The organism is Sphingomonas faeni (assembly GCF_024273235.1).
Taxonomy (GTDB): domain Bacteria; phylum Pseudomonadota; class Alphaproteobacteria; order Sphingomonadales; family Sphingomonadaceae; genus Sphingomonas; species Sphingomonas faeni_A.
In genome coordinates, this window is record NZ_JANBVH010000031.1 from 24041 (window position 1) to 39485 (window position 15445).

General features: G+C 66.4%; 12 protein-coding genes. 10 read left to right on the plus strand and 2 right to left on the minus strand.

Features of this window, described 5'->3' with window-relative positions:
• Positions 1-375 precede the first annotated feature (375 nt).
• Genes NLI89_RS15805 through NLI89_RS15820 form a run of 4 tightly spaced genes read left to right on the plus strand, consistent with a single transcriptional unit; the run spans position 376 to position 3401 of the window.
• Positions 376-1626: a lipoprotein-releasing ABC transporter permease subunit gene (locus NLI89_RS15805; protein WP_254687901.1), complete on the plus strand. Its 1251-nt coding sequence runs from the start codon at positions 376-378 to the stop codon at positions 1624-1626.
• Complete coding sequence (locus NLI89_RS15810; protein ID WP_248522956.1) at positions 1619-2332, plus strand: ABC transporter ATP-binding protein; 714 nt, start codon at positions 1619-1621, stop codon at positions 2330-2332. Before NLI89_RS15805 ends, NLI89_RS15810 begins: the two co-directional genes overlap by 8 nt.
• A complete protein-coding gene (locus NLI89_RS15815) occupies positions 2329-2925 on the plus strand; it encodes a GNAT family N-acetyltransferase (protein WP_254687902.1) in 597 nt (198 codons plus the stop codon). The genes NLI89_RS15810 and NLI89_RS15815 overlap by 4 nt, the downstream gene beginning before the upstream one ends.
• The gene (locus NLI89_RS15820; RefSeq protein ID WP_254687903.1) at positions 2922-3401 is read left to right on the plus strand and encodes a glutathione peroxidase; all 480 of its coding nucleotides are present in this window, start codon (positions 2922-2924) and stop codon (positions 3399-3401) included. The genes NLI89_RS15815 and NLI89_RS15820 overlap by 4 nt, the downstream gene beginning before the upstream one ends.
• A gap of 248 nt (positions 3402-3649) precedes the next feature.
• On the opposite strand, the gene NLI89_RS15825 is transcribed toward NLI89_RS15820, so the two are convergent.
• Positions 3650-4237 carry an HdeD family acid-resistance protein gene (locus tag NLI89_RS15825; protein WP_254687904.1) on the minus strand — a complete coding sequence of 196 codons (588 nt, stop codon included), beginning with the start codon at positions 4235-4237 and terminating at the stop codon, positions 3650-3652.
• Between the two features lie 151 nt (positions 4238-4388).
• Between NLI89_RS15825 and dnaE the strand changes: the two genes are divergently transcribed.
• From dnaE to rutA, 6 genes are all read left to right on the plus strand, one after another.
• A complete protein-coding gene (dnaE, locus tag NLI89_RS15830) occupies positions 4389-7901 on the plus strand; it encodes a DNA polymerase III subunit alpha (protein ID WP_254687905.1) in 3513 nt (1170 codons plus the stop codon).
• A gap of 18 nt (positions 7902-7919) precedes the next feature.
• Entirely contained in the window at positions 7920-9512 is a 1593-nt protein-coding gene (locus tag NLI89_RS15835) for a long-chain fatty acid--CoA ligase (RefSeq protein WP_254687906.1), read from the plus strand.
• Between the two features lie 723 nt (positions 9513-10235).
• Positions 10236-10964: a pyrimidine utilization protein B gene (rutB, locus tag NLI89_RS15840; protein WP_254687907.1), complete on the plus strand. Its 729-nt coding sequence runs from the start codon at positions 10236-10238 to the stop codon at positions 10962-10964.
• 109 nt (positions 10965-11073) lie between these two features.
• Positions 11074-11457: a pyrimidine utilization protein C gene (gene rutC / locus NLI89_RS15845; protein ID WP_254687908.1), complete on the plus strand. Its 384-nt coding sequence runs from the start codon at positions 11074-11076 to the stop codon at positions 11455-11457.
• Entirely contained in the window at positions 11457-12245 is a 789-nt protein-coding gene (gene rutD, locus NLI89_RS15850) for a pyrimidine utilization protein D (RefSeq protein ID WP_254687909.1), read from the plus strand. Before rutC ends, rutD begins: the two co-directional genes overlap by 1 nt.
• Positions 12246-12254: 9 nt before the next feature.
• On the plus strand, positions 12255-13328 hold the full coding sequence (gene rutA / locus NLI89_RS15855; protein ID WP_254687910.1) for a pyrimidine utilization protein A: 1074 nt from the start codon (positions 12255-12257) through the stop codon (positions 13326-13328).
• A 325-nt stretch (positions 13329-13653) separates the two neighbouring features.
• Here rutA and NLI89_RS15860 read toward each other — a convergent pair whose 3' ends face one another.
• Positions 13654-15432 carry a cation:proton antiporter domain-containing protein gene (locus NLI89_RS15860; RefSeq protein ID WP_254687911.1) on the minus strand — a complete coding sequence of 593 codons (1779 nt, stop codon included), beginning with the start codon at positions 15430-15432 and terminating at the stop codon, positions 13654-13656.
• Between the last annotated feature and the right edge of the window lie 13 nt (positions 15433-15445).

A 15445-nucleotide genomic window follows, 5' to 3' on the forward strand; every position in this document is an offset into this window, starting at 1 on the left:
GTTGCCGATCCGGGCGCCTGCGTGACGATCGCTCGTCAGCCCCCATTTTTGTGCTTTCGCTCAGCACCTTTGGTGCGGCGTAAAAGCAGTCCCCGAACCACGGCCGTTGCCTGTGTCTCAGCGAGGTTTTTGCTAGTTATGTGAGCGGGCTTTGTCACGGTATTTGCGCGTGCGCCGGCACGATTGGATAAGCCCTGTGGCGATTACGCAACATACCAATCTAGCCATCGGCCGAGATCATGCCCATGACGCAGCGATCCCCGCTCCCTCCACGACCGCGCGCTACCCCGCCCGCCGTCTCGCACGTGTTGCCTCGCGCGGGGACGCGTCCTAGAGCCGGGGCATAGTCTCCCTAACGATCGAACCCGGCCGCCCATGATCCTGTCCCGCTACGAACGGATGATAGCCCGTCGCTATCTGCTGCCGGGAAAGGGCGAGGCGTTCATCTTCCTCGTCGCCTCGATCAGCCTGGTCGCGGTGATGCTTGGCGTCGCCGCGCTCGTCATCGTGATGAGCGTGATGAACGGTTTCCGCGCGGAACTGTTCGACAAGATCGTCGGGCTCAACGGCCATGCGGTGGTGCAGGGTGTCGGCGGCAAGCTGCCCGACTGGCGCGAGATCGTCGCGCAGGCGCGCGCGACACCCGGCGTGACCAGCGCGGTGCCGCTGATCGAACAGCCGCTCGCCGCCACCTATAACGGGCGCGCCGAGGCGGTGCTGGTGCGCGGGATGCGCGTCGACGACATCCGCCGCAATTCGACGATCCAGAACAAGGTCATCATGGGCTCGCTCCAGTCGATCACGCAAGGCAGCGGCCGGATCGCGATCGGCTCGCGGCTCGCCGAATCGCTCGGGGCGCAGGTCGGCTCCGACATCTCGCTCTTCAGTCCTCAAGGGCAGACGACGCCGTTCGGCACCGTCCCGCGGATCGTCAGCTACACCGTCGGCGCGATCTTCGAGATCGGCGTCTATGATTACGACAAGGCCTATATCATCATGCCGATCGAGGACGCCCAGACGCTCCTCCTGATGGGCGACGCGGCGGGCATGGTCGAGCTGAAGACCGAGAATGCGGACAAGGTCGCCGAGATACTCAAGCCTCTTGCCGGCAAGATCGGCGGCAACGCGGTGATCGCCGACTGGCGGACGATGAACGCACAGCTGTTCGAGGCGCTCGCGGTCGAGCGCGTCGCGATGTTCACCGTGCTGTCGATCATCATCCTCGTCGCGGTGTTCAACATCCTGTCGTCGCTGATCATGCTCGTCCGCGCCAAGACCCGCGACATCGCGATCCTGCGCACCATGGGCGCGACGCGCGGCTCGATGATGCGGATCTTCATCGTCGTCGGCACCACCATCGGTGCGCTCGGCACGGTCGCGGGCCTCGTGCTCGGCTTCATCTTCCTGTTCTACCGGCAGGGTGTGGTGAACTTCGTCCAGCTCGTCACCGGCCAGAACCTGTGGGACCCCTCGATCCGCTATCTGACCGAACTCCCGTCGAAGACCGACCCCGTCGAGATCGTCGTGATCGCGCTGATGGCGCTGATCTTCAGCTTCCTCGCGACGCTCTATCCGGCCTGGAAAGCGGCGAGTACCGACCCCGTGCAGGTGCTGCGTTATGAATGAAGGCCTCAAAATCGACCGCCAGATCGAGAAGTTCGACGATTACGTCCTCCAGACCAGCGGACTGACCAAGAGCTTCACGCAGGGCGGCGCGACCATCGACGTGCTCCGCGGCGTCGACCTCGCGATCGCGCCCGGCGAGATCGTCGCGCTGCTCGGGCCGTCTGGCTCGGGCAAGTCGACGCTGTTGCAAGCCGTCGGGTTGCTCGAGGGCGGCTTCCAGGGATCGATCAGGATCGCCGGCACCGAGGCGGCCAAGCTCAATGCGCATGAGCGCACCGTGGTGCGCCGCGACAGCCTGGGCTTCGTCTACCAGTTCCATCACCTGCTGCCCGACTTCAACGCGACCGAGAACGTCGTCCTCCCGCAGCTCGTCCACGGCGCCACGCGCGCCGAGGCGGACCGCCGGGCGGCGGAATTGCTGACCCAGCTCGGTTTAGGCCACCGCCTGACGCATCGGCCCAGCCAGCTCTCCGGCGGCGAGCAGCAGCGCGTCGCGGTCGCCCGCGCGCTCGCCAACAAGCCTGCGCTCGTGCTGGCGGACGAGCCGACCGGCAACCTCGACGAACACACCGCCGACATCGTCTTCGCCGAGTTCATCCGGCTGGTCCGCGAACAGGGCACCGCAGCGGTCGTCGCGACGCATAACGAGCGGCTCGCGGCCCGGATGGACCGCGTGCTGCGGCTGCACGAGGGGCGGCTGGCGTGACCTGGGGCGAGACGCCGACGCTCGTCGGGCGCCACGTCACGCTCCGCCCGCTGGTCGCCGACGACATGGACGCGCTGGTCGCCGCGGCGTCGGCGGACAAGCTCTGGGACACATTCTACGCCAACGTCGCGATGATGAAGGCGCCCGACCGCTGGCTCGCCGCGGCGTTGCGCGAGCAGGACTTCGGGCGTGCTCGTCTGTTCGCAGTGGTGGCCGGCGGGATCGTTGTTGGAACGACTCGCTTCATGCGCATGAACGCGGCGAACAAGCGGCTCGAAATCGGCGGCACCTTCTACGCCAAGTCCGTGCAACGCACCGGCGTCAACACCGAAGCCAAACTCATGCTGCTGACTCACGCGTTCGACGCCCTCGGCTGCGAATGCGTCCAGATTCGCACCGATTCGCTCAACAAGAAATCGCAAGCCGCGATCGAACGCCTCGGCGCAAAGCGCGACGGCCTGCTTCGCGGACATCAGGTGATGGCCGACGGCCGCTTGCGCGACACGGTCGTCTACAGCATCCTTCGCCACGAATGGCCGGGCGTGCGTCAGAACCTGACGTATCTGCTCGCCCGCAACGAGGACCGCCCATGACCGCGATCACCGACTTCACCGTGAAGACCGCCGACGGCAGCGCGGCGTCGCTCGACCCCTATCGCGGCAAGGTGCTGTTGATCGTCAACACTGCGTCCAAATGCGGCTTCACCCCGCAGTACGAGGGGTTGGAGGCGCTGCACCGGGACTATGCCGATCGAGGGTTCGAGGTGCTGGCGTTTCCCTGCAACCAGTTCGGCGCGCAGGAGCCTGGGGATGCCGCGGAAATCGCGAATTTCTGCACGCTGACGTACGACGTGACGTTCCCGGTCTTCGCGAAGATCGACGTCAACGGGGCAGGGGCGGACCCGCTGTTCGAGCGCCTGAAGTCGGACGCACCGGGCGTGCTGGGGTCGAAGGCGATCAAGTGGAACTTCACCAAGTTCCTGGTCGGGCGCGATGGGGCTGTTGTGGATCGCTACGCGCCGACGACCAAGCCCGAGGACATCCGCAAGGATATCGAGAAGCTGCTGTAACCCTGACGCCGTATTAGTCGCTGCCCCCTTCCAAAATATACCACCCCGGCGAAGGCCGGGCCCAATTGGAAAGGTCGCAATAACGTATCGCGGACTTCAGTTATCAACGTCCCCCAATTGGGCCCCGGCCTCCGCCGGGGTGGTGCAGCTTTGGGGACGGCGGGGAAATTCAAAAAGTAAGCTTGTTCCCCCGCGAAGGCGGGGGCCCAGACTGGACTCCCGCCTTCGCGGGAGAACACACTAGCAGGTCACACCGAAAACGCCGCCGCGCCCTTCTTGTGCGCCAGCGCCGAAGCAACCGAAGCCACCCCGCCAAACAAAAAGCTGATCCCCAACACATACCCCGGCAACGTCATTGCCGACCAAGGCAGCGTCGCCAGCACGATCACCGCCAGCACGATGTTCACCACCCCCAGCGCGATCATCAGCCCCTTGCCGCGCCGAAACCGCGACCCGAGCCCGATCTCCAACACCCCACGAACCCCAAGCCAAACCGCAATCAGCAACGTCAGCGAGATCGCGCCCGTCGCCGGCTCGAACGCCATGATCAGGCCGATCACCAGCGACACCAGCCCGAACCCGATCGCATAGCCGCGCCCCTCATGTCCCTTGCCGGCAAACCCCGACACGATCGACACGATCCCGGCCGCAATGAGAAACGCCCCGATCACCAGCGTCGCGGCATAGGTCGCGGAAAACGGCGACGCGAACGCCATGATTCCGAGCACGGCCGACAGCACGCCATAGGCCAGGATCCAACCCCAGCCGGCCCCCGCGCGAGGCGTTCCCGCAGCGGTGGTTTCGGTATCGGCAAAGTGTCCGCGTGGATCGGTCATAAAAGATGCTCCCAGAAGTCTCCGCCGCAACGGCTCGTCGTGTCCACGGTTCCGATCGGACTCAACGGCGCTGGTCGAATCACGCCGCAGCGCCTACCTCTGGTCGATGCATTCCGGTTACGTCCCCCTTCGCGTTTTCTCCTGCTACACCATGCTCGACGGCGCCATCGATCCCAAGGCGATCGCCAAGCAGGCGCGCGCGCTGGGCTTCCCCGCCGCCGCGCTGACCGATCGCAACGGGCTGTACGCCGCGATGGCCTATTCGGACGCCGCCAAGAAGGATGGCGTCCAGCCGATCATCGGCGTCATGCTCGGCGTCGGCCGCCCCGACATGCCCGATGGCATCGCGACGCAGTTCGACTGGCTCGCGCTCTACGCGCAGAACATGACGGGTTACGACAACCTCTGCGCGCTCGTCTCGATGGCGCATCTCGACCGCCCGATCGAGATGCCCGCGCATGTCGACTTCGCCGCGCTCGAACGTCACACCGACGGCCTGATCGCCCTGACCGCAGGCGGCGAGGGCGGCCTCGCCCGGCTGTTCGCGGAAGGCCAGCCCGACCGCGCCCGCGCGTATCTCGATCGCCTGCAAGGCCTGTTCGGCGACCGCCTCTACATAGAACTCGCCCGCCGCGGCGACGCGACCGAGATGGCGGCCGAGAACGACCTCATCGACATCGCCTATGAGCGCAATCTGCCGCTGGTCGCGACCAACCCGTGCTGCTTCACCGAGAGCGCGTTCGGCGACGCGCACGACGCCATGCTCTGCATCGCGCACTCGACCTATGTCGAGACCGAGGACCGCATCCGCAGCTGCCCCGAGGCCTGGATGAAGCCCGCGCCGATGATGCACGAGATGTTCGCCGACCTGCCCGAGGCGATCGCCAACACGCTCGTCGTCGCACAGCGCTGCGCGGTCATGGCGCCCTACCGCAAGCCGATCCTCCCCAGCCTCGCCGGCGATATCGAGGGCGAGGCGAAGCTGCTCCGCGACGACGCCGAAGCTGGCCTCGAGAAGCGTCTCGCCCGCATCACCGAACTCCACGGCGAAGGCGAGGACGGCTGGCGCGACGTCTACCGCAAGCGGCTCGCGTTCGAGGTCGACGTGATCGTCCAGATGGGCTTCCCCGGCTATTTCCTGATCGTCGCCGACTTCATCAAATGGGCGAAGGACCATGACATTCCGGTCGGCCCGGGCCGTGGCTCGGGCGCCGGCTCGGTGGTCGCCTGGTCGCTGACGATCACCGATCTCGACCCGATCAAGCTGGGCCTGCTGTTCGAGCGCTTCCTCAACCCGGAACGCGTGTCGATGCCCGATTTCGACATCGATTTCTGCGAAACCCGCCGCGGCGAGGTGATCCGCTACGTCCAGGAGAAATACGGCCGCGATCAGGTCGCGCAGATCATCACCTTCGGGAAGCTGAAGGCGCGCGCGGTGCTCAAGGACACCGGCCGCGTGCTCCAGATGAGCTACGGCCAGATCGACCGCCTCGCGAAACTCGTCCCCAACCACCCGACCGACCCCTGGACGCTGGAGCGCGCGCTGAACGGCGTCGGCGAACTGGCGAAGGAATACGCCAACGACAATGGCGTGCGGAAGCTGCTCGATCTGGCGATGAAGCTGGAGGGCCTGCCGCGCCACTCGTCGACGCACGCCGCCGGCGTGGTGATCGGCGACCGGCCCCTGGCCCAGCTCGTGCCCCTGTACCGCGATCCGCGCTCCGACATGCCCGTCACGCAGTTCGACATGAAATATGTCGAGGGCGCGGGGCTCGTGAAGTTCGACTTTCTCGGGCTCAAGACTTTGTCGGTGCTCCAGAAGGCGGTGCAGCTGCTCGCCAAGCGCGGCATCGTCGTCGATCTCGACGCGCTCGAATGGGACGATGCCGGCGTCTACGCGCTCCTGCAAAAGGGCGACACGGTCGGCGTGTTCCAGCTCGAATCGGAGGGCATGCGCCGCACGCTGTCCGCGGTGCGCCCGTCCAATTTCGGCGACATCATCGCACTCGTGTCGCTGTATCGACCGGGCCCGATGGACAACATCCCGTCGTTCGGCCGCCGCAAGAACGGCACCGAGGCGATCGACTACCCACACCCGTTGCTCGAACCGATCTTGTCCGAGACCTACGGCATCTTCGTCTACCAGGAGCAGGTCATGCAGGCCGCGCAGGTCCTCGCCGGCTTCTCGCTCGGTGGCGCCGATCTGCTGCGCCGCGCGATGGGCAAGAAGGTGAAGGCCGAGATGGACGCGCAGCGCGCGGGCTTCGTCGAGGGCTGTCTGAGCGTCAACGGCATCAAGAAGGCCGAGGCGAACGCGCTGTTCGACTTGATCGACAAGTTCGCCGGCTATGGTTTCAACAAGAGCCACGCCGCGGCCTATGCGCTGCTCGCCTACCAGACCGCTTGGCTGAAGGCGCATTACCCGCACGAATTCTTCGCCGCCTCGATGTGCTACGACCTGCACCAGACCGACAAGCTGGCGATCTTCACCGACGACATGCGCCGCTTGGGGATCACCGCGCTACCGCCCTGCATCAACGCAAGCCAGGCCGAGTTCGACGTCGAGGTACTGCCCGACACCCCGGAAGTAGAATGTTCACCCGCGAAGGCGGGTGCCCAGTCTGGGTCCCCGCCTTCGCGGGGAAACAATCTCGCCGTCCGCTACGCCCTCGGCGCGCTCAAGTCAGTAGGCGAAGGCGCGATGGAAAAGCTCATCGTCGAGCGCGTCCAGAACGGCCCGTTCGCCGGCCTCGACGATCTCGCCAAGCGCGTCGACCCGCGCCTGCTCAACAAGCGCCAGCTCGAAACGCTCGCCGCCGCCGGCGCCTTCGACTCGTTCGAGCCCAACCGCGCCGGCATCCACGCCACCGCCGAGACGATCCTAGCGATCGCCGCGCGCACGCACGAACAGAAGACCAGCGGGCAGGGCGGCCTGTTCGGCGACGCAGAGCCCGCCGGCGACGCGATCAAGCTCCCCCCCTCGGTGCGCTGGACGCTCAGCCAGCGCATGGATCAGGAGAAGGAGGCGTTCGGCTTCTATTTCTCCGCGCACCCGGTCGATCGCCACCGCCACATCGCCAACAGCCACGGCGCCCGCGCCTACACCGCGCTGTCGGAACTCAACATCCCCGACGACGGCAGCCGCGCCGGCGCGACGATGGCGGTGCTGGTCGAGGACGCGCGCTACCGAACCTCGGCACGCGGCAAGCGCTTCATGATGGCGCAATGCTCCGACGCCAGCGGCCAGTTCATGGCGACCTGCTTCGACGAACAGGTCTCGCGCGATCTCGAAGAGGCGGCGAAGGCCGGCGGCTGCGGCCTGATCACCGTCGAACTCGACCGCAAGCCCGGCGAGGACACGCCGCGCGTCAGCATCAAGCGTATCCAGCCGTTCGAAGGCCTCGCCAACCTCGCCCGCTTCCAGGTGGTCGTGACGATCTCCGACATGGCCGCGTTCGCCGGTCTGGCCTCGCTGCTCGCTGAGCATCGCGGCGCCCGCGGCGAGGTGCGAGTCCGTGCGCAACTCCCAGACGGCGAGGTCTGCATCCTGCTCGGCCGCGACTTCCTGCTCGACGGAGAGCTTGTCGAGCACATCGAGTCGTTGCACGGTGTCGCCAAGGTGGAGATGAAGACCTCGGAAACGAGGCTCGCTCTGGTCGGATAACAGCTTGGGAGAGCGCAAATGTTGGGTGGAATGCAGGATTTCGAGCTTCGTGTTCCCCGCCTGATAGATCACGCGGCACGCGAACACGGCGCGCGGGAACTCGTCAGCTACTGGGCCGACGGTCGCGAGACGCGGACGAACTGGTCCGGCATTGCGCGCGACGCCCGCAAACTCGCCCAGGCGCTCGAAAAGCTCGGCGTCGCGCCCGGCGACCGGGTCGCGACGCTGGCGATGAACCACGCGCACCACCTCGTCGCCTGGTACGGCACGATCGGCATGGGCGGCGTGATCCACACGATCAACCCGCGCCTGTTCGACGAACAGCTCGTCTACATCGCCAACCACGCCGAAGACCGCGTGATGCTATACGACAAGGCGTTCTCGGCCATAGTCGATCGCCTCCGCGGCCAGTGGACCTGCATCCGCCACTACATCTGCTTCGACGATCTGGGACCCGACGGTTTCCAGGCGCTACTCGACGCGGAGGACGGCGACTACGCGTGGGTCGAAGGTCCCGAGCGCGACCCGTGCATGCTCTGCTACACCAGCGGCACCACCGGCAATCCGAAGGGCGTCCTCTACACGCACCGCTCGACGATGATCCACGCGATGGCCGAGGTCGCGCCGTGGGTGTTCGATCTGTCCCCCAACGCGGTCGTGCTGCCGGTCGTGCCGATGTTCCACGCCGCCGCCTGGGGCCTGCCGTTCGCCTGCGCGCTGTCGGGTGCGAAGGTCGTCTATTCCGCGGTCAACGATCCCGCCGTGCTGTGCCGCCTGATGAACGAGGAGAAGGTCACGCATTCCGCCGGCGTGCCGACCGTCTGGCTGGCGATGTTCGGTCACATGGACGCCTCCGGCGACGCGCCCCGCCACCTGAAGCAGGTGACGATCGGCGGCTCGGCGGCCCCCCGCGCGATGATCGAGCGGATCATGGGCATGGGCGCCACGGTGAAACATCTCTGGGGCATGACCGAAACCTCGCCGATCGGCACCGCCGGCTTCGCCCCGCCGCATTGGGACGACATGACACACGAGGACAAGCTGGACCTCGTCTGCAAGCAGGGCAGCGTTCCCTTCGGCATCGAACTCCGCATCATCGACGACGAGGGCGTGGTCCTCCCCCGTGACGGCTCGATCGCCGGCCGGTTGCAGGTGAGGGGCCCGTGGGTCGTCCAACGCTATTTCGGCGCCGACGAGGACGCGGTCGACGCGGAGAGCTGGTTCGACACCGGCGACGTCGCGATGCTCCACGCGGACGGCACGATGCAGATCACCGACCGCTCGAAGGACGTCATCAAGTCCGGCGGCGAATGGATCAGCTCGGTCGACCTGGAGAACGCCGCGGTCGGCTGCCCGGGGGTGGCAGAGGCAGCGGCAATCGGCGTGCATCATCCCAAATGGGACGAGCGCCCGCTGCTGCTGGTCGTCCGCAAGCCCGGCAGCGACGTCGGTGAAGCCGCAATCCGCGAGCACCTTTCGAAGCACGTCGCCAAATGGTGGCTCCCCGACGCGATCGTCTTCGTCGAAGACCTGCCCCACACCGCTACCGGCAAGCTCCTGAAGACCGCCCTGCGCGAACGCTTCAAGGACTTCGAACTAGCCGCCGCCTGAAAGGGATAGCCACGCGCTGTCCGCCTCACGTCCCCGCCCCTGAAAAGGGGCACGCGCCGCCCAACGTCCCCGCCCCTGAAAAGGGGCACGCGCCGCCCAACTTCCCCCCTCCCTGAAAGGGAGGGGCCGGGGGTGGGTCGGCTTCCGCATGCCGATCGCGGGTGGCGTAAGCGGGCCGACCCACCCCCAACCCCTCCCTTCCAGGGAGGGGAGAAAGCGACGGCGCGATGCCACCCAGCGGGGGCATCCCCCACCCACCAGAGAAACGTCTCGCGTCATCCACGCGCCATCCTCGCGCTATTTGTGCGTCATCTCTCCGCGTGATCCCCCCTCGTTACCCTACCCCGACTCACCCTACCCCGACTCACCCCACCCCGCCCGTCATCCCAGCGAAAGCTGGGATATCCCCATGACGCAGATCGTGACCCGAACCGGGAGATCCCAGCTTTCGCTGGGATGACACACAGGGGGAGGGCGAAAGTGAGGGCGAAGTTAAGGCAAGGTGGCGGGGCAAGACCGGGCCAAAGCGCGGCCGCACCAGCCGCACCAGCCGCAATACCAACGGCCCACGCCCCTTGTTCTCCCGCGAAGGCGGGAGCCCAGCCTGTATCCCCGCCTTCGCGGGGATACAAATCTCCTGCTTCGAAGGAGGTTCGCGCGCACGGCCTCACCCCCGAATCATTTCGCACTTGCACAATTCCCACGATCCGGCAGCTTGTGCGCATGACAGCCGCCCCTCCGATCATCCGAACCGGCGCGAACGAGGCCAACGCCGTCACGCTGCCCGCCCGGCCGGAAGCGCTCCGCCTAGACCCCGCCGAAACCGCGGTAGTCGTGATCGACATGCAGAACGCATACGCCTCCCCCGGCGGCTATGTCGACACGGCCGGCTTCGACATCGCCGGCGCGGCCGGCACCATCGAGCAGATCGCCAAGGTCTTAGACGCAGCGCGCGCAGCAAGAATGGCGGTGATCTTTCTCCAGAACGGCTGGGACCCCAACTATGTCGAGGCCGGCGGCCCCGGCTCGCCCAACTGGCACAAGTCCAACGCGCTCAAGACCATGCGCGCCCGCCCCGAACTCCACGGCCAGTTCCTCGCTCGCGGCGGCTGGGACTACGAGATCGTCGACGCGTTGAAACCGCAACCCGGCGATATCCGCGTCCACAAAACCCGTTATAGCGCGTTCTTCAATTCGCAGCTCGACAGTATCCTCCGCAGTCGCGGCATCCGCAACATCGTCTTCGTCGGCATCGCCACCAACGTCTGCGTCGAGAGCACGCTGCGCGACGGCTTCCACCTCGAATATTTCGGCGTGATGCTGGAGGACGCAACGCATCACCTCGGCCCCCCGGAGATGCAGGCGGCGACCGTCTACAATGTCGAGAAATTCTTCGGCTGGGTCAGCACGGTCGGCGATTTCTGCGGCTCGTTCGGGCAGTTGCCGAAGTGACCCTTCCTTGTTCCCTCGCGAACGCGGGGGCCCAGGAGCCACGAACGCTACCGCCCGCAACCCTGGACCCCCGCCTGCGCGGGGGAACGGATTGGTAAAAGGAACTCAGATGCCGTTCGAAGCCATCAACCCACCCCAGTTCCCCACCCCGATCGCCCCCTATTCGGCGGGCGCCAAGGCCGGCAACACGGTCTACGTCTCGGGCGTACTCGCGCTGGGCGAGGGCGGCACGGTCCTCCACCCCGGCGACGCCGCCGCGCAGACGCGGGCAGTCCTCGACACCATCAAGACCACGCTCGAAGCCGCCGGCGCGACGCTGGCCGATGTCGCCTTCAACCACATCTTCCTGAAGGACCTCGCCGACTACGCCGCCTTCAACAGCGTGTACGCCGAGTATTTCCCCGGTCCCAAGCCCGCGCGCTACTGCATCAAGACCGAACTCGTGAAGCCCGAGTGCCTCGTCGAGATCGCCAGCATCGCGCACCTGTCCTGATGGGGATCGCCGGCGGCATCCACTGGGAGGAGCACGGCCAGCCCAACGGCCCCGCGATCCTGTTGTCGAGCGGCCTCGGCGGTTCGGGCAGCTATTGGCAGCCGAACCTCGCAGCCCTCGGCGTCGGCCACCGCGTGATCACCTACGACCACCGCGGCACCGGCCGCTCCGACGCCCACGTCCCCGGCGACCTCACCGTCGAGGCGATGGCCGCCGACGTCGTTGCCTTGATGGACGCGATCGGCCTCGACCGCTGCACCTTCATAGGCCACGCACTCGGCGGCCATATCGGCCTCGCGCTCGCCCTGGCCGCACCCGAACGCCTCGACCGCCTCGTCGTCATCAACGGCTGGGCCAAGCTCGACCCGCACACCGGGCGCTGCTTCGACACCCGCCTCGCATTGCTGAAAGACAGCGGCCTCCGCGCGTATCTCCACGCGCAACCGCTGTTCCTCTACCCGCCGCAATGGATTTCCGACCACCACGACCGGCTCCAGGACGAGGAAGAGGACATGCTCGCGCATTTCCCCGGCGCCGAAATGATCCAGCGACGCGTCGCCGCGGTCCGCCGGTTCAACATCGCCGGCCGACTCGACGAGATCCGCGTCCCCACGCTGCTGGTCGCCTCCGACGACGACATGCTCGTGCCGCCGTCCGCCTCGGAAAAGCTTGCCGCGGGCATTCCCGGCGCGCAGCTTGCCCGGATGGCGGCGGGTGCACACGCCTGCAACGTCACGCGGGCGGAGCATTTCAACATGTGGCTGCTCGACTGGCTCGACGGCGAATAGGAGCGGCATATGCAGGTCGGCGTCTTCGTTCCCATCAACAACAATGGCTGGCTGATCAGCGAAAACGCGCCGCAGTACAAACCGAGCTTCGATCTCAACAAGGCGATCGCGCAGGCCGCCGAGAAGCACGGCCTCGATTTCCTGCTGTCGATGATCAAGCTGCGGGGGTTCGGCGGCAAGACCGAGTTCTGGGATTACGGGCTGGAGAGCTTCACGCTGATGGCCGGGCTCGCCGCCGTCACCGATAAGATCAAGATCTACGCGACCTGTGCCACGCTGCTCGTCCCGCCCGCCTATGCCGCGCGGATGTGCAACACGATCGATTCGATCAGCCACGGCCGGTTCGGGCTGAACCTCATCACCGGTTGGCAGCCGCCCGAATACACGCAGATGGGCATGTGGCCCGGCGACGAGCATTTCCGCAATCGCTACAAGATGCTCGACGAATACGCCCACATCCTCCGCGAGCTGTGGGAGGAGGGGACCTCCGATTTCAAGGGCGACTATTACGAGATGACCGACTGCCGCGTCTGGCCCAGGCCGACCGGCGACATGAAGATCATCTGCGCGGGATCGTCCGACGACGGCCTCGCCTTCTCCGCCAAATGGGCGGACTATGCGTTCTGTCTCGGCAAGGGCGTCAACACCCCCACCGCCTTCGCGTTCAACAACGAACGGCTCGCCACCGCCACCGCCAAGACCGGCCGCGACGTGCAGATCTTCGTCCTGATCATGATCATAGCCGCCGAAACCGACGAAGAGGCGATGGCGAAGTGGCAGCATTACAACGCCGGCGTCGATATCGACGCGATCGCCTGGCTGATCGACCAGGGCAGTAAGGACACGCACAACAAGGACACCAACGTCCGCCAGCTCGCCGCCCCCGAGGGCGCGGTGAACATCAACATGGGCACGTTGGTCGGCTCGTACGAAAGCGTGGCGCGCATGCTCGACGAAATGGCCGCGGTTCCCAACACGGGCGGCGTGTTGCTGACCTTCGACGATTTTCTCGAGGGGGTGGAGGCATTCGGTCAACGAATACAACCACTTATGAAGAGCCGCGCAGGCGTAGGCACAACCTGAAGCAACCGCGCGTTGGCCTAACCCTCCCTAACCTTCTTTTCGCATCGGAGAGGGAAGGGCCCCGCGGCATCTTCGCCGTAGGAAGGGTGAGGGCAAGAGGAAGGGCGCGCGCAGGGCCACCACCCCGGCGAAGGCCGGGGCCCAATTGGGAAACGAAGATAACGGAGAACGGCGCTCCGTTACGACCACCTTTCCAACTGGGCCCGGCCTCTGCCGGGGGGGGCGGTAAGGTCCCGTGAGCCAATAGTGTTCCCCCGCGAAGGCGGGGGCCCAGACTGGACTCCCGCCTTCGCGGGAGAACAAACTTCTTACGAAACGGCGATAGTCAAACCGCCCGAGGCGTTCGCTTGGCCTTCCGGATCCGCGGCTCGGCGATCATGTCCGCCGCTTTCTTGATCTCCTGCCGCAACTCGTCCCGCTTCTCATGGATCGACGCGATCACCGGTCCCATTGCCACCCCCAGATCGACCAGCACCGCCTCCGCCAGCTGCAGCGAACTCTCCAACGTCTCCGGCACCGCGTCCGTCACGCCCGCCCGGTACAATTCCGCGGCATGCGCCGTATCCCGCGCACGCGCCACGATCGGCAAGTCCGGCGCCAAGGCCCGCACCCGCCGCGCCAGTCGTACCGTCAGCACCGGATCGTCCATCGTCAGGATCAACGCCTTGGCGGTATGCAGCTTCAGCCGATCCACCAGTTCCGCCCGCGCCACGTCGCCGAACAGCACCGGATGCCCCTGCGCCCGCGCGGCTTCGACCGAATCGATATCCGCCTCGACCGCGACGTATTTCTGCCCGTGGACGGCCAGCATGTCCGCCACCATCCGGCCCACCCGGCCAAAGCCGATGACGACCGTCCCGGGCCCGTCGTCGTCGATCTCGACATCGCCCGCATCCGCGACCGAGCGACTCTCCAACTGCCGCGACACGGTGCGGCCGAGCTTCGCCAGCAGCGGCGTGATCGTCAGCCCGATCGCCGTGACCGTCTGCCAGAACGACGCGGTCGACGGCAGGATCAGCTGCGCCTGTGCGGCCGTCGCGAGCACGATCAACGTCGTCTCGGACGGGCTCCCCATCAGCAGTCCGGTCTCGGCGGCAACACCCCGGCGGGAATTGGCCACGCGGAGGAACAGGAACGTCACCACGGCCTTGGTCGCGACCACGCCCGTCACCGCGAGCAGCAGCGACGGCCAGTTCTGCGCGATCAGCCGCAGGTCGAGGCTCATGCCGACGGTGATCAGGAACACGCCGAGCGCGAGGCCCTTGAACGGCGCGGTGATGACCTCGACCTCGCTGTGATATTCGGTCTCCGCGATCAGCAGCCCCGCCAGCAACGCGCCGACGATCGGCGACAGTCCGGCGGCGGTGGTCGCGACGCTGGCGACGATGACGACCAGCAGAGACGCCGCGAGGAACAGCTCCGGGCTCTTGGTCCGCGCCGCCTGGCCGAACAATCGGGGCAGGACGAGCCGTCCGCCGATATACATCGCGACCACGGTCAGCCCGCCGCGCAGCGCGACGCCAGCGATGCCTTGCCAGCCGGCATCGCTCGCCGTCGGCGCCAAGGCGCCCAGTACGAAGATGATCGGCACGAGCGCCAGATCCTCGAACAGCAACATCGCGAACGCACCCCGACCGACCGCACCGGTGGTACCGACGAGCGGCAGGACCAGTGCGGTGGACGATAAGGCGAGTGCAAAGCCAAGCCCGATCGCGCCGGCCCATTCCTGGCCGATGAAGTGCAACGCCACGCCGATGATCAGCGCCGAGCCGATCAGTTCGGCGGCGCCGGTGCCGAACACGAGCCGCTTCATCGACCACAAGCGCTTGAACGAGAGTTCGAGGCCGATCGAGAACAGCAGCAGGATTATGCCGAACTCGGCGAACGGCTCGATCGATTCCGGACTCGATATGGTCAGATAATACAGCCACGGTGCGGCACCGGTCAGGGCGCCCAGACCGGCGGGGCCGACCAGCAGTCCGACGAGGATGAAACCGATGACCGGGCTCACCCGGAACCGCGCGAACGCGGGAATGACCAGACCCGCCGCGCCGAGAATGACGAGCGCGTCGCTGAAACCGTGATTGTCGAGCCGTAATGCCATGCGTGCGACCTTA

Bases quoted from the DNA above. Each gene is read 5' to 3' on its own strand.
- NLI89_RS15805 (WP_254687901.1), top strand. From the start codon at position 376: ATGATCCTGTCCCGCTACGAACGGATGATAGCCCGTCGCTATCTGCTG.
- NLI89_RS15810 (WP_248522956.1), top strand. From the start codon at position 1,619: ATGAATGAAGGCCTCAAAATCGACCGCCAGATCGAGAAGTTCGACGAT.
- NLI89_RS15820 (WP_254687903.1), top strand. From the start codon at position 2,922: ATGACCGCGATCACCGACTTCACCGTGAAGACCGCCGACGGCAGCGCG.
- NLI89_RS15825 (WP_254687904.1), bottom strand. From the start codon at position 4,237: ATGACCGATCCACGCGGACACTTTGCCGATACCGAAACCACCGCTGCG.
- dnaE (WP_254687905.1), top strand. From the start codon at position 4,389: ATGCTCGACGGCGCCATCGATCCCAAGGCGATCGCCAAGCAGGCGCGC.
- NLI89_RS15835 (WP_254687906.1), top strand. From the start codon at position 7,920: ATGTTGGGTGGAATGCAGGATTTCGAGCTTCGTGTTCCCCGCCTGATA.
- rutB (WP_254687907.1), top strand. From the start codon at position 10,236: ATGACAGCCGCCCCTCCGATCATCCGAACCGGCGCGAACGAGGCCAAC.
- rutC (WP_254687908.1), top strand. From the start codon at position 11,074: ATGCCGTTCGAAGCCATCAACCCACCCCAGTTCCCCACCCCGATCGCC.
- rutD (WP_254687909.1), top strand. From the start codon at position 11,457: ATGGGGATCGCCGGCGGCATCCACTGGGAGGAGCACGGCCAGCCCAAC.
- rutA (WP_254687910.1), top strand. From the start codon at position 12,255: ATGCAGGTCGGCGTCTTCGTTCCCATCAACAACAATGGCTGGCTGATC.
- NLI89_RS15860 (WP_254687911.1), bottom strand. From the start codon at position 15,432: ATGGCATTACGGCTCGACAATCACGGTTTCAGCGACGCGCTCGTCATT.